This window comes from Kitasatospora sp. NPDC056800, from assembly GCF_042789775.1.
Lineage (GTDB): Bacteria > Actinomycetota > Actinomycetes > Streptomycetales > Streptomycetaceae > Kitasatospora.
Window position 1 is genome coordinate 1 of record NZ_JBHUAL010000163.1, and the last position, 22458, is coordinate 22458.

Here is a 22458-nt window from a genome sequence, read left to right on the forward strand (position 1 = left end):
GTGAGGCCGTCCCGATCGGCAGCCGCCGACCGCTGGCGTCGACCACGCAGCGCGCCACATCGGGGAGGACCGAGCGACCATCCAGCCTGACCACCAGGGCGCGGCCGCGCCGAGGCCGGCGCCCACCGGCGCTGGGGGTGCGAGAGCATCGGGCAGACCGAGCACGCCGATGACAACCCGGTCTGGGACGCGGTGTTCCCGCCCACCACAGGACACTGGGCGAAGCGGCCCCGCGGCGGCTGGCCGCGGTCGGGCGGTGCTGTTGCACCGGGCGCTGCGTCAGGTGGCGACCCAGCCGGGGATGGTCGGCAGTACGGTCTCGGCGAGCCGGGTCAGCGTCTCGTGGTCGATGCCGGTTCCGTCCTGCCGGATGACGGCGAGTTCGAAGATCGGGCCGAGGTAGTCGGTGGGGTCCTGGGCGACCATGAGGGTCTGGGCGTCGGGCCCGGGCACGGTGACCGGCTTCCCGTTCTCGTCGTGCTCGGGGGCGAAGTTGAACGTGCCGGTCGTGTAGATCGCAGCGGGGTGGCCGAGGACGGTCGTCTTCGTGGTGGATTCCGAGTGCATCCCGAACTTCTCGTCGATCGAGGCGTAGCCCTCCGCGAGGGCTACGGCCGAGTGCCGCAGGCGCACCTCCGCAGTCGGCTTCCACTGGAAGCTGTTCGGTATCGGGCGCGCGGTCACGACGGGGTCGGTCGGTGTGCCCAGCAGGGTGGGCAGGTCGGGGCGGTTCAGCGCGGCGCACAGGGTCGCGGTCCGCTGCGGGTCGTTCGGTTCAGGGGGCGTGCAGGCGACCGGTCGAGCCGGTTCGGTCGGCTTGGCCTGCTCGGTCGGGTTCGTCGGTCCGGAGAGCTGTCCGGTGCCCCATAGTCCGGCCAGCACCGCGCCGAGCACGCCGGCTGCGGCGGCTACCTTGAGGCCTGCCCGGTCGGTATCCCGCTTGGCCTCCTTCTCGACCTTCTCGACGGCGACGTTGTCGGTTTCCACGTCTGAACCCCTCTGTACGAACAATTCGATCGTGATCATAGTGTCCCTATCAGGCCTCTGGCCTGCGGGTATTCCCGGCTGCGGCGGCGGCTCAGCCGCCGGAGCACTCCCTCGACGCCCCAGCAGCAGTGCCGAATCGGTGCGTCTGACACCGTGCTCCCTTGCCGTTCCCGCGCGCCGTACCACCCTGCGGGGAGCCGCGGGCAGGGGGACCCGGTCGTACCCGCCCTGGACAAAGGGGCCCCATGGGGGAGTGCTTGAAGCCGCCGATGCCGCCGCCGGAAGGCTCGACATCGAGGGCCTCGGCGGCACCCGGGCCGTCCGGCTCGTTGAAGCCGGCCTGGTCGCGGACCTCGCCGCCCTGGTCGCCCTGACCTGTGAGCGGCTTCTCGGTCTGGAGCGGATGGGCGGGACGGGTACCCGACGGCCTGCTCGCCGCGATCGGAGCCGCCCGGTCCCAGCCGCTCAGTCCGGTTTCCTGCGCCCTCGGTGCGCGCGCCGGGCGGACGATGTCCCGTCGGATCGCCGCTGGACGACTGCGTGCCGGATACCACGATCAGCGTGCGTGCCTTCGACTTGCCCCTTCTCCACGCCGTCTGCGAGGACGCGAAGGCCGGCCTCCTCCCCTGGGCCGACGTCGACCTGCTGGGCGCGGCGATCGCCAGGGCGCGGACCGTGGAGGGCTCCAGCCAGCGCAGCGTGGATGTCACCGAGGCAGAGCTCGCCGTGATCCTGAAGGTGTTCTATCTGGAGTCCCTGCGGGGTGGCGGTGCGGCCGGCTACCGGCGCGTCCTGCGCTCGTCGCCTCTGCACAGGCACAGCACGACGGCGTAGGCCCGCTTCGAGCGCGCCCGGGCGGCCTCGACCAGCCGCAGGTTCTCGGCCGACGTCAGGCCCTCGGTGGCGGAGTGGTCCGGGTCGACCGCCGGACGCAGGACGTCGGCGAACGAGTCGCCGGTGCTCAGCGCCTTCGTCTTCACCGCGTACCGGTAGAAGCCGCCGTTAGCGGAGAGCACGTTGGCGCGGGCGGCGTCGGAGCCCGAGCCCCGGCGTCCCGCACCAACACGCCAGCTCCCGCCTCTGGGCCCTCCTGGACACCGCCGTCACCGCGGCCAGCGCGCCGTTCGAGGTGCTGGAGGCCGTCAACATCGTCGTGCCCGACGGGCTGCTGATCCCGGACCTGGTCGTCGCCGACGCGACGGCCGCCGCCGAGGCCAGCACCACGCTGAGCGCGCACGACATCGTCGTGGCCATCGAGATCGCCTCGCCCTCCACCCGCGTCGCCGACAAGAAGATGAAGCCGTCGCTGTACGCCGCCGCCGGCATCCCGCACTACTGGCGCCTCGAACTCGAACCCGCCCCGCGCCTCTACCTCGGCCACCTCGAGCGCGGCATCTACGTCGACCGCCTCGTCCAGGTCGGCGAGACCACCCAGCTCACCGAGCCGTTGCCCCTCGACCTCGACCCCGCGAGGCTGCGCCGGTAGTACCGCACGACCCCACGATGGCAGGACCCCGGGGAGGGGCCCGACCATCGGCACGTTGGCAGGCCGCCGTGCTGCCCGTACGGCGTCGGTAGCAGGACGGCCGGCACAGCCCAGCCGAGGTGGCAAGGACGATAGGGAAGTCGTCGACCGGCACCGCACCGGCCCCTGCTGCCGTCCCGCCACGCCGTAGACGACTCGGAGCACGGATCGGTCCGCGGCCACGGTGAAGGGCCCGGCCTCCCGAGCAGTGGGAGGCCGGGCCCTTCGGCTCCGGTGCGGGCGTCCGTTACCGGCGGCCCTGGGGGTCGAAGGCGGGCCGGCGGGCGGCCTGGTGACCGTTCGCCTGGGCGCCCACCTGGACCTCCACGTCGTACTGCGGGGCCTTCTTCATCGTGATCCGGAAGGAGTACTCGGCCGAGTCGCCCCTCCGGTTGACCTCCAGCCCGGTCGGGGCGACCGCGGTCAGACCGTCGCAGGCCTCGCGCAGCTCGACCGGCTTCCACGCGCCGCCGGCCATGACCTCCAGCGTGACGTCGTCCGGGGTCAGCCACGAGGCGCTCGACACGGCCACCACGGGGTGCAGGTCCGCGGTGCCCTGCGGCGCGTCGACCACGAAGCCGAAGTCGGCGGGAGTCGTCCCGACCTTGGGGCTCGACGTGGTCACGCCGCTCACCACCGGGCTCTTGTGGTCGACGACCGTGGCGTTCAGCTCGGCCTTCGCGATGCCCTGGTAGTCCGTGGAGTTCGGCACGGGGGCGTCCGCCTCGATCGTGATCCGCCCCGGCCGGTTGGCCGTGGACAGCCGCATCCGGTACTCGATGGTCCGGCTCTCACCGGCGGCCAGCGTGAAGGCCCCGTCCTTCCGGTTGATCACGTAGTCCATCCCGGTGCCCTGGCTGAGCTCCAGCTTCTTCCAGCCCAAGGCGTCCTTGCGCTCCAGGGTGCCGTCCGCCGTCGCGATGATCCGGCTGCAGGGCGCGCCCTCGTACTGCTGGGTGGCCACCACCGGGGCGACGCTGCGGGTGCCGGTGGCGTCGTTGTTCTTCCAGGTCACGGAGAAGGACACCAGGCCGTTGAGCTCGATCTGCCCGCCCTCGTTCAGGCCGCCGAAGGTGATGCCGATCCCGCTTCCGCCGGACTCGGCGGGGCCGGCCTTCGGCGCGGCGGGCTTGGCCGCGGGCTTGACGGCGGGCTTGGCCGGCGCCTTCGCGACGGGCTTGGCCTCGGCCTTGGCGGCCCCGGCCGCGGGCGCCGCGGCGGCCGGGGCGGGGGTGGTCGGCGCGGCCTCGGTGGTCGGCGCGGCCGGGGCGGGGACGGTCGGGACGGCGCCCGCGCCGGGGGTGGCCGACGAGGTGGCCGCGGGGGTGGAGGCGGGAGCGGAGGCGGCGACGGACGCCTCGCCGTTCGTCGGGCCGCAGGCCGCGATCCCCACGGCGGTGACGACGGCCAGCGGGACGATCTTCGCAATACGGGCGATAACGGACGCGTTCATGTGACAGTCCCCCAAGGACATGGTGATGGTGGTGATCGAATGAGCGGGCGCCTACGGTCGCGCCCCGAGGAACCGGCCCGAGCCCCCCGGCTCCGCCGGCTCGCTCTCCCCGCCTCTCACCCTGATAGACGTCCATCCCGCCGGGGGGTTGCAGGCCGGTTCGAAGAATTTTTCCCGACCCCTCCCCGAACGAGGCGATCCCGCACGCTTGAGGCGGCTCTCGACTCCGCGTCCAAGCCCGCTGTACAGCGCGGCTGACGTACGGCGGGGGCCGGTAAGCAGCGGGACCGCGGAAGCGGGGCGATCCCGGGAGGGGCGGCAGAACTTCGTGCCAGCGGACGTCCTCGGCGGAGTCGGTGCCCAGCGGTCCGCTCGGGCGGTGGACGGCCCGCGTGGTCGTGGTGAGCTCCCGGCATGGCCCACCCACCGCGTCCTGTCAACGGCCGAGGTGTCCGAGCAGGCCGCGCACCTGTTCGTTCACGGTGTCGGCCGGGCCGGTCCCGAAGGCGAACCTCGATGGCGGCCTCGGCCAAACACCCTTGGCCATCCCTCCGAGGGTGTCCCTCCGCCGCTCGGCCGCGCTCGCCTCCGACCGGCGGCCGGTGACCGCAGCGGCGGGACGCTGTCGGTGGCCTACCCGGGCCGCTGTCTACATCCACGACGTCGTGGCGCGCCGTGCTGCTGGCCTCGGCGCCGCGATCGCCGTTCCGACGCGGGTCGCCGCCGATTCGGGTGTGAGCCGGACCGCAGCGGACGGCTTCGCGCAGGACGTCGCCGACGGCTACCTCGCCGCCGTACTGTTGGGTCGGCGACCAACCCCCGTGGGCGCGGGGAGGACCCGACCAGGCGACGAATCTCCGAGTAAGGGCAGTTTTGCCTGGAGGTGCAGGGCACGTGCTGCTCCGGCCCTTCCCCCGAACCCTGCGAATCAGACGACAGCCTCCAAGAAATCGGCATGCCGCGCGAGGGCCGTGCCGAGCTCGTGACGGCCCGGTGCTCCGGGAGCGCCGGAGGTCCACAGTGCGATGCCCGCGCGCTTGATCTCCTCCAGACGGTAGTCGGGGAGGGCGGTTGGCACCGTTCCGTCGCACAGGGCCAGCAGGCCGGCGACGATGTGGTGCGCGTCCTGCGATTCCGGATGGCAGGCGGCGCGGCGGGCGACGGAGTCGGCGTTGGAGATCGCCGGGGTCCGGGCAACGGTGAGTGCGGTCAGCTCCAGCCATACCGTGTCGTCAAGGGCCTGGGCGTAGACGAACTTTCCCGCGCCGTGCAAGTGCCCGGACTCGGCGGGCATATCGAGATCGAGGACGTCGCGCCACAAGACCACCGCGTTGTCGAAGATCGGCCGGTTCGCCGTGGTGGCGGTGCGCGGTACAACCCGTTCCGCCGCGCCGAGGAACCGGGAGACCGCTGCCGGGCCGCCGTCGGCCGCGACGAGCCGGTCGAGGAACGGGCGCGTTCCCCCGAGCGCGGCCGGGTCGAGCAGCAGGAGGCCCGCGCACGCCTCCCGCACCGTCCGGTCGACGCCGTCGCCCCGGCACAGCCGCCCGGCGAGCTGGTCCGGGGCGAGGTGTCGCACCAGCTCGATCGCCACGTCGTCCACCCCGTGCCGGGAGGCGATGGCGGCAAGCGCTGGGCAGTACGGACGCTCCAGGCCGAACAGCTGCTCCCGGTGCTGCTCGACCCAGCCGGGTGCGCACGTCAGCAGGGTGGGGAGGTGGTGCCCGACGACGGCCAGGGCACGGTCGTCGGTGCCGGCGTCGAGGATCTCGCCGAGCACCCTTGCGGCCCCGGGGGTCAGTTCAGCCGGGGCCTCGGCGCGGGCCAGGCCCCAGCGGATGACGGTGTCGAGCGCCGTGCCGCCGACCGTGCTGTGCGCGGCCTTCAGCGGGTCCGCGGCAGGGGCGGAGGTCGGCGCGGTCCAGTCGGCGACGACGGCGGCCAGCCACCGGGCGACCGGCTGCTCCACCGGGCCGAGGTCGACGCCGCGGGTCCACGCCTCGCCAGTGGTCAGGCACAGGGTGAGCTGCGCCTGACCACCGACGGCGGGGTCGCCGGTCAGCGTCCACAGTCCCTCGGCGACCGTCCGCCAGGTCTGCGCCGGGTCGGGGAGCGGGCACGGATCGGCGGTGAGCGGGGTGCGCAACGCGGACAGGTAGCCGTGCTGCAGGACGGGGTCCTCAAGGGCGTCGGTCACAGCCGCGACGTCGGCGGACCACGCGCCCGGGTCGGTGGCGACGAGCCGGCCAGCGACGATGCGGGCGTAGTCGGGGGACAGCGCGCCGAAACGCAGGCGCGCGAGGAGGTCCTCGGCGGCGGCCGTCGCACCGCGGGCGGCGGACACGGCTTCTAGGTCCTGGGCGGTGGCGGTGAGGCTGTCGAGGTAGGGGCTGAACCGGATGCGGGGGAGCGGTCGGCGCGGGGCGGGGCCGAGCAGCTGCGCCACGGCGTCGACGATGTCCTGCCACGGCGCGAGGACCGGTGCCGGGAGGACGGGGGACAGGGTCCACACGGTCGACCAGCCGACGGGCGCCGCGGTCGCGGGCCAGTTGGCGAGGGCGAGCCGGCCCGCTTCGAGGGCGGCGCCGTCCGGTGCCGGGCCGAGCGCGAGGCGCAGCAGGTCCTCCAGGCCGGGCAGGTCGTCGGGCGGGCACCGGTCGAGGGCGGCCGCGACCAGGTCCACGGCGTCGGACCCGGCCTGCTCGAAGGTGCCGATCCGGGAGAGGACGTCGCGGGCGGCCGTCAGCCACACCTCGGCCGCCTCGCCGTCGTCCAGGGGTGCGGTCTCCAGCAGGTGCGCGGCCATGATGCGGTCAGACCAGCGCCGGGGCCCGGGCAGGCTCGCCCACCCAGCGGTGCGGTGCGCGAGGGCGACTGCGTGGCCGGCTTCCGTGCGGGCGAGGTCGAGCAGGGCGCGCACCGCGATCCGGGAGACGGACGGGCCGAAGTCGTGGGCGGTGACGGTCTGCCGCAGGTCATCCGCTTCATCGAGGTCGCCGAGCTCCGGCTCCGAGGCCAGCGCGGCGTCCGCCACCGCGACCGAGGCGCGCCGCACCGCCCGGACGATCGCCGCATCCCGGGGCCCGTCCTGGTCGTAAGCCGCCTCCTGCAGGTCGGCGAGCTGCTGCTGGAGCTCCCAGCGCTGCTCCGCCGAGTGCTCCACGACGTGCAGCAGAACGCGCTCGGCCACCTTGACCCAGGGCAGGTCGCGCTGACCAGTGGGGATGTCGGCGAGCCAGACGGCCAGAGTCGACCTCCACCGGACATCACGCAGAGCGTCGTCCGTCGCCAGGAGGGCGCGCACCAGGCCCGTCGAGGGGCCGCCGATCCGGCGGGCCACCTGCAGCAGGCCGAGCAGCACCTGCTCCTCGGCCTGCTCGAAGGCGTCCTTGTTCGCGGTGAGCCACGCCAGGGCACGCTGCGGGTCCACCGTGGCGACCCGATCCAGGTAGGGCTGGGCGGGCCAGCGAGCGGCCTCCGGCAGGAGGCGCCGGGCGCTGATCAGGTCCATCCACCCGGGGCTGACGGCGTGGGTGAAGAAGTACCGGACCGCGCGCGGCTGCTGGAGCGCGGCCACCGCCTCGGCGTCCTCCACGGTCGGAGCCTCGGCGTGCACGAGTGCAACCAGCAGCGGGGCCAGGTCGGGCAGGTCGAGCACGAGCTGCTCGACGTGCGCCACCAAGTCGGCGAACAGCCGGCGGGTGCTCTCTTCCCCGTCGCCGGAGCTGCCGTGCAGCACGCCGGACGTCGCCCGATAGAAGCGCGCCCACGCGGCGAAGGCCTCCTGCTCGCCGTCGCCGGGGGCCGTCCCCGTCCGCTGCCGGACGATCTGCGTCAGCTGACGCCGCCGAAACGCCCCGCCGTCCTGCTGCTCCCGGACCCGGTACGCGAAGGCCTCACGCAGCCCGGCCAGAGCATCCGGCAGGGCGGCGCGCGCGGCCGCGCCGGAGTCCCGCCGGGCCTGCTGCAGCCGGCGCAGTACCGCCACGAGCTCCCGCTGCTCCTCCGAGCTGGAAGGGAGGGTCTCCAGCCGGGCGACGGCGGCGAGGAAGTCACGCTCGGCGTCGTACTCGGGCCTCGGATCGATTGGCACGGGAAGCCGTTCGGCTGGCATCCGGATCAGTCGCTGGACTCCGGCCCCGATGCCAGCCCGCGGTTCCAGGGCGTCGGGCACGTCGGCCGCGCCGTCGAGCACGGCGTGCAGCTTCTCCAGTGGGCCCGTCATGCCGGCCGGCTTCTTCAGGAGCGCCTCGACCTCCCGGTTGACCTGCTCCTGCGCGTCGCGCGGCCCCTCAAAGTCTTCGCCGGCTTCCTTGAGGAGGCTGTCGAGTGCGGACCGGCAGGAGGCAAGCACGCTCTCCATCGGCTGCGACCAGCGGCCGGGCTCAGCGAGCTTCTGCCGGGCGTCCCGGAGGTGTCCGAGCGCCCGCAGCCCGTTGGGGCCCATGGCGGTGAGGGCGTCGGCGGTGAGGGAGCCCTCGGCCAGCCGGGAGGCGTCGATGCCCGTGCCGGGCGCACCGTGAAGGGTCACCGGGCCACGCTAGCAACTTCCCTGCCGGGCACGGCTTCGGCGGCCGGGGTGAGCGGCATCAGGCCCTGAAGGTCTTGCCGGTGGCCGCGGTGACCAGGACCGTGCCCGGCTCCGGCAGCACGGGGATCTCGCCGCCCTACTGCTCGCGAACTCGCCCCCTGGGTCCAGGAGCGCCGGGCCGTAGCGTGGCCGAGGACCTCGCCACGCAGGCCGAGGCCTTCCTGGGGGACGACACTCCGTAGGCCCGGACCTGTGGTCAGCGGCCAGCAGTGCGCCGTCAGGGACGCCGACGCGCTCCTCTCTTTTCGGCGCGGTGACCTCCGGAGGCGGTAAAGCCTGAACCTCGTTCGAGTTTGCGGGGGACCTGTACGTGGCGGTGACCCGGGTGCCCGGAGGGAAGGGTCGGGGCACCCGGACCCCCGAGCGACTGAACGGCAGCGACCGAAGCGACCGAAGAACCGTGTTCACCCGTGACCTGTGTGCGCGACACGCCGGAAGCGACCCTGCGAGGGGCCAGGGGCGCTTCGGTCGCTGCCGTTCAGTCGCTGTGAAAACATGCAGGTCAGAGGGCCTTTCGGATACGGATCAGCGACCGAAGCGACTGAAGGTCCGGTATATGAGGACATTCGCGTGTGCGCGTGTGCGTCATAGACCCGAGCTTGAGTCGCTTCAGTCGCTGATCTTTCCTGATCAGTCGCCTGACCTGCGGAAATACAGGTTCCTGCGGAAGGAGCGACCAACGGTGCTGAGTCGCTGGATCTCGGCTCGGTCGCTGGCCGTAGAGCCCCCCACGGGTTGCCCGACTCCGGCTCCGCACTCGGCTAGTCTGTCTGGGCTATGTTCTGGGCTTGAGTCGCTTCAGTCGCTGTCTCATCGATGGTGAGCCTCTGACCTGGTCTTTTATTCCAGCGAACCAACCAGCGACCGAACACCGAGCAGCGATCGAGAATAGGAGAGGGACCAGCGTGACGGCGCCGAAGGCCGTGGGGAGCGACCGAAGCGACCGACCGGGCAGAAAGCCCCGGTCGCTGGCCGTCGCCCAGTGGTGCGCGGCTCAGGGCTGGCCCGTGCACCCGCTCGCCCCCGGCCGCAAGACCCCACCCGCCAACTGCCCCGCCTGCCAGGCAAACGCCCACGCCGCCGACGCCTGCCAGTGCCACGCAGCCGGCCGCTGGTGCCACGGCTTCCACGCGGCCACCCTCGACCCCGGCCTCCTCGACGCCTGGTGGAAGACCAACCCGGGCTTCGGCGCGGGCGTCGCCTGCGGTCCCGCCCGCCTCGTCGTCCTCGACGTGGACACCCACACCGACGCGGTCCCCGCCCGGGACCGGATCCTGCCCGGCATCCCGATCCACCAGGACGTCCCCCTCGAAGGGCTCGCCTCCGGCTACCACAGCCTCGCGCTCCTGGCCGCCCTCCACCAGGCCGACGACCCGACCACCGACACCGGCACCCTGCGCGTACGCACCCCGTCCGGAGGCCTGCACATCTGGTACCTCGACCACGCCGGCCTCGGGTTCACCTGCTCCACCGGATCCTCCAGCACCCGCGCCCTGGCCTGGCAGGTCGACGTCCGCGCCCACGGCGGCTTCATCGTCGCCCCCGGCACCACCACCCACACCGGAACCTACGACCCCCTCCCAGGCGCGAAGACCCCCGCCCCGCTCCCGCAATGGCTCAGCGACAACCTGGTGCGCACCGGCCACCTCAAGGACAAGCCCGTCCCGCTGCCCACCGTCCAGCCCGCAGCGCCCCCGCGGGCGCGCCAAGCCGTCCTCGCGGCGGGCGGCGGGCGAACCGGGGCGAACCGACTGCTCGAACCCCTCCTGCAGGACGTGGCGAACTGCGCCGCCGCGCCGGAGGGCACCGGCTTCACGGGCAAACTCAACCGTGCCGCCTTCACCGCCGGAGGCCTCGCCGCCGCCGGCCACCTCACCCACACCGAAGCCGAGCAGACGCTTCTCGCCGCCGCGCTCGCCGCCCGCCCCGCGCGGGACCGACACAACCGCACCGTGATCCGTGCCGGGCTCGCCGCCGGCGCCCGCCGGCCGCTGCACCTGGAGGCGCGGGGATGAACGACATGATCCCTCCCGGCCAGGGCTTCGACCCCGTCAGGGCCGCCCAGCACATCCTGGCCCACCAAGGCATCCCCGGGGTCCTTCCCCCGCAGTCCGCCGCCGCGGTGCAGGACAGCCTGCTTGACTTCCAGCCACCGCCCGCGCCGGCGGTGCCCGCCCCCATGACGACGGCACCCGTGATGACCGCCCGGCAGCCCGAACCCGCCGGCGCCGAGGCGACCGCACACGGCCTCCTGCCGGACTCCCTGTCCGACCGCGGCAACGCCAAACTGTTCGTCCACCTCTACGGGGGCGACTACCGCCACGTCCCCGGCCTGGGCTGGTACCGGTGGGCCACGCACCGCTGGCAGATCGACGAGGACGACACCGTCCTGTGGGCCGCCGGAGAGATGGCCGAGGCCATCTCCACCCACGACCCGCGCGGCATCCACACGAACTCGGACCTGCGCCGCCACCGCCGCCGCGCGCTGTCGACCTCCGGCATGAACGCGATGCTCGCCCAGGCGAAGTCCGCCCCCGGCATGGTCCTCAACGCCGCCCTGCTGGACGCCGACCCCTACGCCCTGTGCACCCCCGGAGGCGTCGTCGACCTGCGAACCGGGACGATCGCCGCCCCGGACCCCACCCGCCACCACCACTCCCGCTCCACCACCCTCGCGCCCGCCCGCATGCCCACCCCGCGCTGGGACCGCTTCCTCACCGACACCTTCGGCGACGACAAGAACGGCCGCCAGACCCGCGACTTCCTCCACCTGCTCCTCGGCTACTCGATCAGCGGCGACGTCGGCGCCCAGGTCATGCCCTTCCTCTACGGCCAGGGCAAGAACGGCAAGTCCGTCCTCCTGGACGTCATGATCCAGCTCCTCGGCGACTACGCGGACGCCGCGCCGCCCGGCTTCCTCATGGCCAAGACCTTCGACGGCCACCCCACCGACCTCGCCGAACTCCACGGCCGACGCATCATCGTCTGCTCCGAACTCAAGCCCGGCGACCGCTTCGACGAAGCCCGCGTCAAACTGCTCACCGGCGGCGACAAGATCAAGGCCAGAAGGATGCGACAGGACTTCTTCTCCTTCGCACCCACCCACAAGCTGTGGCTGCTCGGCAACCACCGCCCGGAGGTGGGCACCGGCGGCTTCGCGTTCTGGCGCAGGATGCGCCTGATCCCCTTCGAACGGGTCGTCCCCGAAGAACGCAAGATCGACAACCTGGCGTACGTCCTCGTCGCCGAGGAAGGCCCCGGCATCCTCGCCTGGCTCATCGAGGGCGCCCGCCGCTACTTCGCCGGCGACAAGAACCTGGCCGGCCCGGAAGCCGTCCAGACCGCCACCACGGCGTACGCGGAGACCGAGGACCACGTCGGCCGCTTCCTCAAGGAGGCCTGCCGGATCGGCGACGGGATGCGCGCCGAGCAGGCCCAGCTCTACGGCGCCTACACCCGCTGGTGCGGCTCGGAGGGGTCCAACCCGGTCTCCGCCCGCGCGTTCGCCGCACGAGTGCGCGAGACACTGGGTATGACCTCCCCCAAGGAGATGGTCCTGTCCAACTCGCGTAAGTTCTACCCGGGCATCGGCCTGATCACCGACGACACAGAGGAGCAGCCGACGTGAGCGCGCTGATCGACCCGTCCGAGCTCGCCCACGAAACCGACCTCGTCTGGCTCGAGGACACCACCGACCTCGACTACGTCCGCCAATCCCTCGACCGCCTCACCAGCCGCCGCAGCCGCCCCGCCTACCACCGCGACGGCCGCATGGTCGGCTACGCGCTCCTCGGCCCCGACGCCAAGTCCTCCCGGGCCTCCGGCACCTTCCGCCGCCGCGTCTTCTGGCTCCTGCCCCACGACCGCGACCAGGAACCCCACGGTCTCTACTCCACCGGAGCCCCCTCCGAAGCCGTCGACCCGCGCACCGTCGCCCCCGGCATCAAGGGCTACAAGACCGAGCGCTCCGAAGGCGGCCCCGCCTCACCCGCCATGCTCGAACTCGGAATAACGCTCCCGAAAGCCTGACGCCCCCGGCACCCGATGGTGTACCGGGCTGCCCGGCCGTGGGAAAGACAGGCTCCACCGACGGCAAACCGACCAGCCGCAAGACAGGACACCCACCCCCAGCGCCCACCCCGTTCGGCGGCAGCTCGACCCGGGCAGGACGGAGGGATTGGCCAAGGGGTTCGGCCGGACCGTGTTGCGGCCCGTAGCATCTGAGTATCTGTACGGATGCGTAGCGCACACAGCAGGTCTAGCGTCCTGCGGGGGAGCGGGACTGCGCGTCCATCTTCGGGGAGGGGAGCCCGCATGGGTGACAACGCCACTGGCAGGGTTGTGGTCCAACCGGCGGATCTGCAGGCATCTGCAGGTATCGCGAAGGCTTTGGGGGAGGAACTGGGCACGCCCGTCCAGAACGCGGTGACCGCCAGTGAGACCGTCTCCGGCCAGCTCGCCGGCTGGTCGATCGCCGGCGGACTGGCGCAGTTGGGCACCGGCTGGTCCAAGCCGCTCGGCGACCTGCGCCAGCGCCTCGCGGACACGGCGGCCAACCTGAACGCCAATGCCGCCGCGCACGAGCACAACGACCGCGCGGTCGCCGGTGCGTGGGCCACCGCACCGCAGGGGGCCAGGTGAGCGGGCTCTACGAACTCCTCGTGAAGTTCGACCCGCACGGACTGCACGACGCCGCGAAGGCCTGGACCGCGCTGGGACACGCCGCGGAGAGCACCGGCCAGCGGCACCGCAGCCAGGTCAACGGCCCGCTGGCCGGCAACTGGGAGGGCGACGACGCCAAGGCCGCGCTTTCGTACATGGCGAAGACGGAACAGCAGCTGAACATCGTCAAGATGGAGGCGGACACCGCGGCTCTGGTGCTCAACACCGTCGCCGACCGGATCTACCAGGCGCAGACCAACCTCACCAACGCTGTGAACCGCGCGGTGGACGCAGGCCTGAACGTGTCCGCCGACGGTGCCGTCAGCCTCCCACCCGAGGGGAAGGGCGAACACAACGACCCGGAGGCGCAGAAAGCACGACAACAGCTCGGTTCGGAGATGAAGAGCTTCCAGGACCGGATCAACACCGCGCTGAAGGACGCCCAGACGGCGAGCGACCAGGGCAACACGGCGCTGGGCCGGCTCAGCTCTAATGCCCTCGACCCGACCCGGGTGAACGGCGCACTCGCCGGGGCCAAGAACGCCGCCGCCGCCGCGATGCAGGACCTGGGACTGGTCGACCCGTACATCCCGGACGGCAAGGACCCGGAGAAGTCCGCTGCGTGGTGGAAGGGGCTCACCCCGGAACAGCAGGAGGCCTACCTGGCCCTGCACCCCGACAAGATCGGCGGGCTCGACGGCCTTCCCACCACTGTCCGGGACGAGGCGAACCGCCTGGTGCTCGACGAGAAGCTGGACGCCTACCGGACAGGGAAGCCCGGCGACTTCGGCATCGACGAAGACGAGTACAAGTCGCGGATCAAGGCCTTGGAGGAGATCCAGAAGAAGCTGACGGCTTCTGACGGAAACCCGGAGCCGCACAGGATGTTCCTGCTCGGACTCGACCCCGAGGCGCACAACGGCCGGGCCATCGTCTCCACGGGCAATCCCGACAAGGCGCAGCACACGGCGGTCTTCGTGCCGGGCACCGGGACGGTCTTCGCCGGGGTGCCGGGGCAGATGGACCACATCCGGCGTCTGCAGAAGGCCGCCGAGGACGAATCCGACGGCCAGAACGTCGCCGTCGTCTCGTGGCTGGGCTACGAGACACCGAACTGGCTGGACGGCTCGGTAGCTGAGGGGGACCGCGGGGATGCCGGGGCACCCCTGCTGCGTAACTTCACCAAGGGCCTGCGGGTCGCCGAGGGTGAGAACGGCACCTGTTCACATCTGACCTTGATGGGGCACAGCTACGGCAGCTACGTCGTCGGGGTGGCCGCGCGCGACGGCGGGGCGAACGCCAACGACCTCCTCGCGCTCGGCAGCCCTGGCATGGGGGTGGAAGGCGCGTGGCAGCTCAACGTGGACCCGAAGCACGTCTGGGTCGGCACGGCCAAGGACGACTTCATCCAGGCGGTCACCGGCACCGTTCTCGGCGACGCTCCCCAGTTCAGGGACTTCGACGGGCAACGCATCCAGATCGATACCAGCGGACACGGCGGCTACTGGGACATGGGCCCCAACGGGGCAAGTGAAAGCCTCGCCAACCAGGGACGCATCATCGCGGGCCGCCCGCCGACGCTCGCCCCCCAACTCCCGCACTGACCCCGAAACCAGTCCGACCAACCGCCGACCGGCGACTCAGGAGCACCATGGTTGCCAGCGTATCCCGCACCCCCCGGTGGTTCACCGCCACTGGGCTCCTGCTCGCGGTACTCAGCGGATGCTCGTCCGCCCATCCCGCCGACAGGAGTGACACACCACCCGTGAAATCCAAGGCCGACGCTCAAGCCTGGGCGCAACAGATCACCGAGCACATGGCCCAGACCGCCGGGATCCAGACCGACGCGTCGACCATCGACGCGCTCTTCACCCCCTGCACCGGCAGGAACGGCGAAACCGCCTCCGACGACCGGTACATCCTGATGTACAGCGTCAAGAGCACGGTGCCGCGTGCCCAGCACCCGGACGCGGTCAGGAAGGTCCGCGACATGCTGGCCGGCGAAGGCCTGACGGTGAAGAGCTACCGCGAGACCGTGGACGGCAAACCGGACGCGCTCATCGACGCCTTCCACCCCAGCAGCCGCTACTCAGCGACAGCGTCCACCTCGGGCACCGCGGACCGCATGTACCTGCGGGTCATCACCCCCTGCCTACTTCCTCCCCCTGAAACGTCGTCCCCTGCGTCCTGACGCCAGCCCCCCACAGCACGACATGACAACGGCGAGGCCGCCCAGCCAGGGCGGCCTCGCCGTTTCATTCCGCGGGCAGCACGGCGACGATGCTACGAGGCGGCCGTGCCGGTGCCCTGTTTGCTCGAGGGCGTGCCGGAGCGGGTCGCGGGTCATGGCGCCGCGGGGACTCCCGGGAGGACGGGCCGCCCGAGCGCGGGCATTTGCCGAGGTGGGGCGCCCTGATCGAGGTGCCGGCCGTCCTGGAGGTCCTGGACCACGTCGTGGCCGGCCAGCTGGACGCCGCCCGCGCCCGCCAGCTCCTCGCCCAGATCGGTGAGCCAGCCGTCCTTCCGGCGCCGCTTGCCTCCCACCAGCCGGTCCTGCGGAATACCCCCCTGCTTCCCCAGGACCGGCCGGGCTGCTTTTTCGACAGGTCAGGGCCAGGACGGCCGTCGTGGCCTTGCTACGGTTCCGGGGCCGGCCCCGGAACCCGGAGGTCCTGCTCGTCGGGCACCTCTGCGACGTCGCCCTGGGCGGGTAGCAGGTCGGCAGCGAGCAGGGGGATACCGAGCCGGTGGGCGGCCGCCGTGCACAGCGCGTCCGGCATCGTCAGGTCGACGCCGGCGGAGGCGGCCCGGGCGGTGAGCTCCAAGGCGGCGGCGGTGTCGGCGGCGAGGGTGGCGCGGTGCTTGGCAGGGCCGGGCTGGCGGACTCCGAGGACGGCGAGCTCGGCCAGCAGGGCGTCGGCCCGGTCATGGGCGCCGGCGCGGGCGAGGGCGGTGACGAGCTCGGTGACGGCGGGCTCGGGCAGCACGGCGTGGTCGAGCCAGGAGTCCAGCGGGGAGCCGGGCCCGCTGCCGAGCCAGGCGAGGACGGCGCGGGCGGTGACAACCACCCGCTGGGCCTCCGACGGCTGGAACCGGGTGCCGTCCGGTAGGACAGCGCCCTTCGGCAGGGGGCACAGCGCAGCCGGCAGCGGGCAGGCGGCTACCGCCCCGGGGCGGAGCCCTCGATGGCGGAGACAAGGAGGGCGTGGACGGCGGCGGCGGCCTCCCGGGTCGCCGGGTCCTCGCTCTTCAGCTGAGGGGCGATCAGCTCAACCGCCGCGGCGAGGACCGGCACCGGGACGGTGGCCTCGCGCAGGTGGAGGAGCTGGGAGGCGGCGCGCTCGCCGGGGGTGGCCTGGGCGCGGGCGTCGGGGATCAAGGAGTTGAGGCCCCTGGGCAGGGGCTGAGTGCTGGTCACACGGCCATTCTCCCGCGCCCCGGACGCCGGTGATCACCATGGCCGGTCGTCGGGTTCCTCGTCCGGCAGGGGGCCGTGGTGGTGGCGGGCGATGGCCTCCAGCAGCGCCTGGCGGGCCTGGCGCCGGCGGACGTCCTCGGTGCGTCCGGCGTCGGCGGTCCACTCGGGCAGCGGCCGGTCCTGCGCGGCCGCCGTGAGCGCGCGGCTGAGTTCGCCGATTGCGCCCTGCCAGTCGGCGAGCTGTTGCCGGAGCTCGCCCACCAGGCGGTCGACGGCCGCGTCCGGGTCGGCGCCGAACGAGCGGGCTTCGCCCGCGGCCTCCGCCAGCACGTCCTCGTCCAGGCCCTCGAAGGCGTCCCGCCACCGCTCGGCCCGCCGCTCGAACTCCGCCAGGGCGGTGCGCAGCGCGGCGTCGACGGCGGCCGGCGACCACGGGGGCGGGGTGCGGGGCGCGCGGAGGGTGTCGGTCAGGACCCGGTCGGCGCGGGGGCCGAGCGCGCGGCGGGCCCGGCCGGGCCGCGATCCGGTGCTGGCGGGGTTCACCGGCCGGGCTGGGCGGCGCGGCCGGCGGCGACGGCGTCGTCCATCACCTGGGCGAGGGCCGGTAGCTCCCGCTCGTACCAGGTGACCGCAGTGCCCGGCATCGCCAGGGCGAGGGCGGCGACGGCGGCCAAGGCGATCCGCTCCCCGCCGGTGAGCTCCGGGAGCGTCTCCAGGCTGGTCGCGCCGAGCAGCACACCGCCGTCCAAGCGGTAGCGCAGCTCGGTGGCGAGCTCGTTGTCGTTGCTGGGGATGATCTCGCGGGTGCAGGTCTGCTCGATCGCCTCGGCGGTCAGCTCCAGCACCCGCGCGTGGACCTCGACCGGCTGCCGGCGGGCCAGCTCCCGCACCCAGGCCGCCGCCCTCTCGCCGGCGGCCGCGGCGACCTGCAGCCCGGCGCGCTCCTGTTCGGTCAGCTCCTCCCCGGGTGGTGCGGGCTCGGGCTCGGCGTCGAGCGAGGAGGGGATCGGCAGCCAGGACAGCGGAGAGGACGTCATACCGGTGCAACCGCTTGGGCGTGCAGGCGGTCACGGCCCGGGCCGGCTGCCATGCCGCGGGGCGGGGCGGAGGCGCTCGGCCGGCTGGTCCCGCTGCCGTGGCGATCCGAGGAACCTCGGCAGCGGGACCGCCGGGGCCGATACTCTCTGTCCCGTGGTGACTACGGATCAGGTACGCCTGTTGGACCGCCACCTGTACGCCTGAGCGGCTGGCCCGTGCCCGGCCGAGTCTTCGCGTCCGCCTCCAGAGGCCGGCCCGGGCATCGACGGTCCGACCGCTGCGGCTGCTCGATCACCACGGGAACGCCCACCACCCCACCCACCGCCGACGCCGGGCACCACCGCACCCACTGACCAGCCAACAGAGCACCGAACGGCCCCGTGAGTTCTGCCCCGCACACCCAGGAAGTTTCACCCCGCCGAACGTTCCGCCGCAGGCCAGCGCACCGGTACGCCCCCGCCCCGCGACCGTGCCGCACTCGCCGTGCCACCGTCACCGAAGCACGGCACGGCCCGGGACAACCCGGCGGGGCCGTGCCGCAGACCCCTATGTCCTCGCCCGTCGGCCCGCCGGGTCCGGACTATCGCCCCGCCGGCGACACCGTTGTCGGACGCGAGGCGAAACCCGCCCGGCACTGCCGACCCGCTGCACCGCAAGCTCACCGTCTGAGGACCGCTGCGCAGCGGTTGAACGGACCACCGAGGCGCCTGGCCATCAGCTGGGCTCGACAATTTCACCGGCCAAATTTGACATTCTCCTCTGGGTCGACTGTCGCTCTTAGTAATCTCACCTTCATGGTCTCGGACACGGTCCTGGTCGGTGTGTTTACTTTCCTGGGGACGGGTTTGGCTACAACAACAGGGTTGTGGCAGTGGCAGCGTGCGCAGGCCCGCGACGCGCGAGCGAGTTTTCATAGCCAACGAGTGGAGGCCCTGAGAGAGGTTTGGGAGGCCTTGTTGGCTCTTGAGGAAGGCCTTCGCGGGTCCATGGCGAGTGACAGAGACCCTGCCATTACCCCAGCAGGGACTGGGCAGCTGATGCAGGTCAACCTTCTGCTGCTCCGGCGCTTGCCGTTCCTTCTGCCAGATGAACAGGAATGGGCACAGGCTTTCGTGCAGCATGTGACCGAAATCGACACCTTGCTCAGGGCGGAGATCGCCACTGGTGGGCCGGACTCGGATTGGTGGGTAACATCCCGTGTCCAACCGTCGTCTTCAAGCATTGTGGCTCGAGCTGCATCCCACCTTGAGAAGGTCCGAAGTAAGTTGGGTGAGCGGTACGCAGCGGTCGTCCGAGGAAACATCAAATAGGGGCTGATGTTGGGCTGAGGACGAGCCCGTCGTTCTGGCCGACGTCGCAGACCGCCCCGGTACGGCGACGAGCTCGTCCTCGGTGGTGGTGAGCGCGTCGCCGACCTCACCGACCAGGCCGGGCTCCATCGGCGCGTCGCCGGCTCGCGCCTGGGCGTCGGCCAGGCGCTCGGTGATCAGGGGTGGGTGTCCGGATCACCGTCGTCGAAGACGACGGTGATCCGTGCCCCGGCCTCCTGCCGTGCCCGGGCGGTTCCGTCGTTGTCACCGGGGCCGGGCTCTGCCGCGCCCGTCGTGGCATCGCGGTTCGGCCGTGCCGCACCGATCGTGCCCCGGGGTTCCTGCTGGGCCGTGGCCGCCGACCGCGCGCGGCGGGTGGGGAGGAGGTCGTCGTGGGCGGTGGTGGGCTGCCCGCCGGCCTCGTCCGGGGTGATTTCCGCCGGGCCGTCGAGAGCCTACGGCCGGGCGCGGAGTTGACGCAGTGGGGGCGCGGGCGGCTCTTCCGCCAGGCCATGGGCGGGACCTATGGTGATCGCCTGGCCATCTCGTAGAAGGGATCACCATGGCGCGCACGATCGCTGACGCGTTCCTGTTCGACTCCACCTGGGGCGACAGCGTGGTGGAGCCGTCCGGCTCCGGGGCCGTGCTCCCCCCTCCCCGGCATCCCTTCGACGGGGCGCAGCTCGCCAAGATCCTCCGGGACAACCTCGACGGAGAGCTGACCATCATCGTGGACGCGAAGGGCAACCTGCGCCTGCGGTAGTCCGGCCGCCGAGCACCGCCGACCGACAGCAGCTATGCCGCCGCCGTTGCCCCGCCGTCGACGTGCTGGGGCCGGCTACGGGCGATGACCCAGTCCTCGCCGGACAGCGAGGCCCAGAACTCGTCCCACAGCACCGCGTGCGCGGCCCGCCACCGCGGGCGGTCCGGTGCTGCTCCCGGCGATGGCCGGCGCCTCGTCCCACCGGCGGCGCTGCCCCGTGCGGACGTCCGACTTGTGGTGGTCAGCCGCCCCCCGTCAACTGCACCTCGTCGGAGCCGAGCTCGGCGCGCATTCGGGCCTGCAGATTCCGCAGCACGGGCCCGTAGGCGTACCGCAGCTCCTTGTACTCGGGGGCCTCCACGCCCGTCCCGGCGGCCAGCAGGTCGCGTACCTGGCGGATGAGTTTGAAGGCCTCCTCCGCGCCGTCCAGGACCGGCTGGCTCGCGATGATCGCCAGCTCGTAGCGCAGCGGGTAGCAGCCCGAGGTGTGGAAGGCCTCCAGTACCGCTGTGGCGCGGGCTTCTGCGCTCTGATGGTCGGTTCGCGCTTCGGTGCGCATGCGTTCGTGTGCATCGGTGAGTGCGGCGAGGAAGCGGGCGTAGGTCTGCTGGCACAGTGCGCGGTGGCTGGCACTCTGCTCCCGCCGCCACTTCACGCGGTCGTTGAGCGAGGTGGCGAGCAGCGCGATCAGGGCTCCCAGTGCGGTACCGGCGAGCGATATCCAGTTCATGGGGTGATGCTGCCAAGGCTGGGAGGCGGGAAGCGAGACTCGCGTGCGGGACTGCGGCGCGCAGTTTCAGCCAGCGTGTGGTCCTCCGGGGGCGCTGGCGGGTTTCGGGCGTCAGCACTCCCGTCCGCCTGTGGCTTTGTCCGTCCGCATGCCCGCCTGCGTCGAGCACTGAGCGGGTGCTGGATGGGCGTGGACGGTCCGTGCTGTACCGGGTCCTGGGCGCGGGGCAGCGCTGGCCGCTGTATCGGGTCGCCGCCCAGCACCAGGAGCCCGCTCGCCGGGTCGGCCGCTCTGGCCGACCCGGGGTCCCGCCGGCCGTCGACCTCGTCGTCCGCCGGTCGCCGCCGGGCCGGGGCCCGCCGCGGTCCCGGCCCGCTGGGACTGGGTCGGTGACACCCCCTGACCGGGTACGCGGCCCGGGCACCCGGGGGAGGGCGGATCACCACCCGGCACCGGCTCGGCATCTGGGATTGAAACAGGGTCCGTGGGGTCCGTCGAGCCCGACGAATCGCGTTGCTACTGCTCGATTGGGGGCGATAATGGGCAGTAACGCGACGAAGGGCGGAACCTTGTCCAAGACGAAGACCAACTCCGGCGCTCCCCCGACGGATGGCTCATCGCACCACGCCCCAGACGCACTGGTCACGGCGCTGAAGAACCTCAGCCCGCGCGAGCAGGACGTAACCACCCTCATGTGGCTGTTCACCTGCGACCTCCTCGAATCGCTAGACAGGAACACCCTCGCGGAGTTCACCTCGTCCTGGCTGAGCCACCTCAACGCGCGGCCAGCCGAGCGCGGAGCCCTGCGGGACGACCTGCGCGCCTCGCTGGTCCTGTCCCCGGGCAGGGCCTTCCGGCACAGCTCGACGGCCCGCAATATCCGGGCCAAGCAGCACCTGGACAACCGCATCCTGCACCTCCTCGACACATGCCGTGGCAACCAGCAGGCCTTCGACAGCATGGTGATCAAGCGGGCTCCATGGCAGTGGGCCGGGACGAACCTACTGGCGGTCGTTGCCGAACTGGACGCCGCCGTCTCGGCGACCGAGGCCGGCGACAGCCCCGGCGCCATAGAGCACATCGAGGCCGCAAAGACCAGCATTTTCGAAGACGCTAGGCCTGTACGGGTGTCGGTGGCTGCCCAGATCCTCGGTCTGTCGCGACGAACCGTCGACGGCTGGGCCGAGGCCGGTCTGCTGACGCTGGTTGAGTCCCCTGGCACCACCGTGAAGATGGTCGACCCGCGGGGGCTCTACGAGGTCAAGGTCCTCGTAGACGACCTGCGTGCGGCTGGCAAGAAGCGCGGGCTCGCCGAAGCGGTGTGGCAGCGGCTCCAGGACCAGCGGGTCCTCGAGGACCTGCGGCTCCAGGAGAGTCTGGAGCAGGTGCGGCGCGGCGAGGGCGTCAGCCTGGAGGATTACCTGGCCCAGAGCTCGGACGACGAGGAATCCGGTGACGACGACCGTTAAGTTCACCACCGTCGGCCTGGCCGACGCGAACCTCCTGCGGGGCCGGGGGAAGAAGTCTTTCGAAACCTGGGTGATCGACCTGGCCCAGCGCGGCTGCCGCGCGCTGGACTACCGGCTCACCGGCACCGCGCCAGTCGACCGGCTGTGCGTGAAGCACCTGTTCGGCCAGTTACGCACCGTCGTGTCGTTCGACGACGAGGGCGTGGCGTGGATCGTGGCGGTCGGCCCGCACGACGAGAACGACGCGGAGCGCAACATTTACACCCGGCTGTGGAAGCTCTGCGGCCTCGATGCACCGCCGACCGGGGAACGGACGAAGCCGTCCTGCTGCGGATCGGGCGGCACGCCACCGGAGTTCGCCGAGGAAGTCGACGACCTGGTGATCCGGTGCAACCAGACGGTCCGGCGCAGGCGCTGACCAGCGTGGCATGATCCAGCGGGCCAGCGCGCGTGGATCGTCAGCGCGCCGAAGGGCTGCTTCCCCCCCCGCCTCGGATAGGGGGAAGCAGCCC

General features: G+C 72.2%; 20 protein-coding genes and 2 pseudogenes. 12 read left to right on the forward strand and 10 right to left on the reverse strand.

Features of this window, described 5'->3' with window-relative positions; all coding sequences use genetic code 11:
- Positions 1–279: 279 nt before the first annotated feature.
- Positions 280–987 carry a DUF6215 domain-containing protein gene (locus ACFRQN_RS29280; RefSeq protein ID WP_380743197.1) on the reverse strand — a complete coding sequence of 236 codons (708 nt, stop codon included), beginning with the start codon at positions 985–987 and terminating at the stop codon, positions 280–282.
- Positions 988–1258: 271 nt separating this feature from the next.
- Between ACFRQN_RS29280 and ACFRQN_RS29285 the strand changes: the two are divergent.
- Positions 1259–1514: pseudogene (locus ACFRQN_RS29285) on the forward strand (NAD-dependent DNA ligase LigA); the annotation flags it as partial.
- 49 nt (positions 1515–1563) lie between these two features.
- Positions 1564–1821, forward strand: a complete 258-nt coding sequence (locus ACFRQN_RS29290; protein ID WP_380743230.1) for a hypothetical protein — start codon at positions 1564–1566, stop codon at positions 1819–1821.
- Here the strand turns inward: ACFRQN_RS29290 and ACFRQN_RS29295 are convergent.
- Positions 1767–2003 carry a hypothetical protein gene (locus ACFRQN_RS29295; RefSeq protein WP_380743232.1) on the reverse strand — a complete coding sequence of 79 codons (237 nt, stop codon included), beginning with the start codon at positions 2001–2003 and terminating at the stop codon, positions 1767–1769. The genes ACFRQN_RS29290 and ACFRQN_RS29295 overlap by 55 nt on opposite strands.
- Positions 2004–2038: 35 nt before the next feature.
- On the opposite strand from ACFRQN_RS29295, the pseudogene ACFRQN_RS29300 reads away from it, so the two are divergent.
- Positions 2039–2473: pseudogene (locus ACFRQN_RS29300) on the forward strand (Uma2 family endonuclease); the annotation flags it as partial.
- Between the two features lie 286 nt (positions 2474–2759).
- Here the strand turns inward: ACFRQN_RS29300 and ACFRQN_RS29305 are convergent.
- Positions 2760–3965 carry a hypothetical protein gene (locus tag ACFRQN_RS29305; RefSeq protein WP_380743199.1) on the reverse strand — a complete coding sequence of 402 codons (1206 nt, stop codon included), beginning with the start codon at positions 3963–3965 and terminating at the stop codon, positions 2760–2762.
- Between the two features lie 928 nt (positions 3966–4893).
- Positions 4894–8496: a hypothetical protein gene (locus ACFRQN_RS29310; protein WP_380743201.1), complete on the reverse strand. Its 3603-nt coding sequence runs from the start codon at positions 8494–8496 to the stop codon at positions 4894–4896.
- A gap of 965 nt (positions 8497–9461) precedes the next feature.
- Between ACFRQN_RS29310 and ACFRQN_RS29315 the strand changes: the two genes are divergently transcribed.
- From ACFRQN_RS29315 to ACFRQN_RS29340, 6 genes are all read left to right on the forward strand, one after another.
- Entirely contained in the window at positions 9462–10571 is a 1110-nt protein-coding gene (locus ACFRQN_RS29315) for a bifunctional DNA primase/polymerase (RefSeq protein ID WP_380743202.1), read from the forward strand.
- Complete coding sequence (locus tag ACFRQN_RS29320) at positions 10568–12184, forward strand: phage/plasmid primase, P4 family (RefSeq protein WP_380743204.1); 1617 nt, start codon at positions 10568–10570, stop codon at positions 12182–12184. The genes ACFRQN_RS29315 and ACFRQN_RS29320 overlap by 4 nt, the downstream gene beginning before the upstream one ends.
- On the forward strand, positions 12181–12585 hold the full coding sequence (locus ACFRQN_RS29325; RefSeq protein WP_074006193.1) for a DUF6009 family protein: 405 nt from the start codon (positions 12181–12183) through the stop codon (positions 12583–12585). Before ACFRQN_RS29320 ends, ACFRQN_RS29325 begins: the two co-directional genes overlap by 4 nt.
- 285 nt (positions 12586–12870) lie before the next feature.
- Positions 12871–13197 (forward strand): hypothetical protein, encoded by a 327-nt coding sequence (locus ACFRQN_RS29330; RefSeq protein WP_380743206.1) that lies wholly within the window; start codon positions 12871–12873, stop codon positions 13195–13197.
- Entirely contained in the window at positions 13194–14822 is a 1629-nt protein-coding gene (locus tag ACFRQN_RS29335; protein ID WP_380743208.1) for an alpha/beta hydrolase, read from the forward strand. Before ACFRQN_RS29330 ends, ACFRQN_RS29335 begins: the two co-directional genes overlap by 4 nt.
- 161 nt (positions 14823–14983) lie before the next feature.
- Positions 14984–15409, forward strand: a complete 426-nt coding sequence (locus ACFRQN_RS29340) for a hypothetical protein (protein WP_380743210.1) — start codon at positions 14984–14986, stop codon at positions 15407–15409.
- A 152-nt stretch (positions 15410–15561) separates the two neighbouring features.
- Here ACFRQN_RS29340 and ACFRQN_RS29345 read toward each other — a convergent pair whose 3' ends face one another.
- The 5 genes from ACFRQN_RS29345 to ACFRQN_RS29365 all read right to left on the reverse strand — a co-directional run bounded on the left by ACFRQN_RS29345 (position 15562) and on the right by ACFRQN_RS29365 (position 17673).
- Positions 15562–15762, reverse strand: a complete 201-nt coding sequence (locus ACFRQN_RS29345; protein ID WP_380743212.1) for a hypothetical protein — start codon at positions 15760–15762, stop codon at positions 15562–15564.
- 92 nt (positions 15763–15854) lie between these two features.
- Positions 15855–16286 (reverse strand): hypothetical protein, encoded by a 432-nt coding sequence (locus ACFRQN_RS29350; protein ID WP_380743214.1) that lies wholly within the window; start codon positions 16284–16286, stop codon positions 15855–15857.
- Positions 16287–16378: 92 nt separating this feature from the next.
- A complete protein-coding gene (locus ACFRQN_RS29355) occupies positions 16379–16636 on the reverse strand; it encodes a hypothetical protein (protein ID WP_380743216.1) in 258 nt (85 codons plus the stop codon).
- Positions 16637–16669: 33 nt separating this feature from the next.
- Entirely contained in the window at positions 16670–17179 is a 510-nt protein-coding gene (locus ACFRQN_RS29360) for a hypothetical protein (protein ID WP_380743218.1), read from the reverse strand.
- Positions 17176–17673 carry a hypothetical protein gene (locus tag ACFRQN_RS29365; protein ID WP_380743220.1) on the reverse strand — a complete coding sequence of 166 codons (498 nt, stop codon included), beginning with the start codon at positions 17671–17673 and terminating at the stop codon, positions 17176–17178. The genes ACFRQN_RS29360 and ACFRQN_RS29365 overlap by 4 nt, the downstream gene beginning before the upstream one ends.
- 1873 nt (positions 17674–19546) lie before the next feature.
- Between ACFRQN_RS29365 and ACFRQN_RS29370 the strand changes: the two genes are divergently transcribed.
- Positions 19547–19747 carry a hypothetical protein gene (locus ACFRQN_RS29370; RefSeq protein ID WP_380743222.1) on the forward strand — a complete coding sequence of 67 codons (201 nt, stop codon included), beginning with the start codon at positions 19547–19549 and terminating at the stop codon, positions 19745–19747.
- Between the two features lie 241 nt (positions 19748–19988).
- Here ACFRQN_RS29370 and ACFRQN_RS29375 read toward each other — a convergent pair whose 3' ends face one another.
- Entirely contained in the window at positions 19989–20477 is a 489-nt protein-coding gene (locus tag ACFRQN_RS29375; RefSeq protein ID WP_380743224.1) for a hypothetical protein, read from the reverse strand.
- A gap of 569 nt (positions 20478–21046) precedes the next feature.
- Between ACFRQN_RS29375 and ACFRQN_RS29380 the strand changes: the two genes are divergently transcribed.
- The gene (locus tag ACFRQN_RS29380) at positions 21047–21946 is read left to right on the forward strand and encodes a hypothetical protein (RefSeq protein ID WP_380743226.1); all 900 of its coding nucleotides are present in this window, start codon (positions 21047–21049) and stop codon (positions 21944–21946) included.
- Positions 21930–22364, forward strand: a complete 435-nt coding sequence (locus tag ACFRQN_RS29385; protein ID WP_380743228.1) for a hypothetical protein — start codon at positions 21930–21932, stop codon at positions 22362–22364. Before ACFRQN_RS29380 ends, ACFRQN_RS29385 begins: the two co-directional genes overlap by 17 nt.
- Positions 22365–22458: the final 94 nt, after the last annotated feature.

Coding starts and splice junctions, on each gene's coding strand:
- ACFRQN_RS29305 (WP_380743199.1), bottom strand. CDS start 3,965: ATGAACGCGTCCGTTATCGCCCGTATTGCGAAGATCGTCCCGCTGGCC.
- ACFRQN_RS29320 (WP_380743204.1), top strand. CDS start 10,568: ATGAACGACATGATCCCTCCCGGCCAGGGCTTCGACCCCGTCAGGGCC.
- ACFRQN_RS29330 (WP_380743206.1), top strand. CDS start 12,871: ATGGGTGACAACGCCACTGGCAGGGTTGTGGTCCAACCGGCGGATCTG.
- ACFRQN_RS29365 (WP_380743220.1), bottom strand. CDS start 17,673: ATGACGTCCTCTCCGCTGTCCTGGCTGCCGATCCCCTCCTCGCTCGAC.
- ACFRQN_RS29370 (WP_380743222.1), top strand. CDS start 19,547: ATGGCGCGCACGATCGCTGACGCGTTCCTGTTCGACTCCACCTGGGGC.
- ACFRQN_RS29375 (WP_380743224.1), bottom strand. CDS start 20,477: ATGAACTGGATATCGCTCGCCGGTACCGCACTGGGAGCCCTGATCGCG.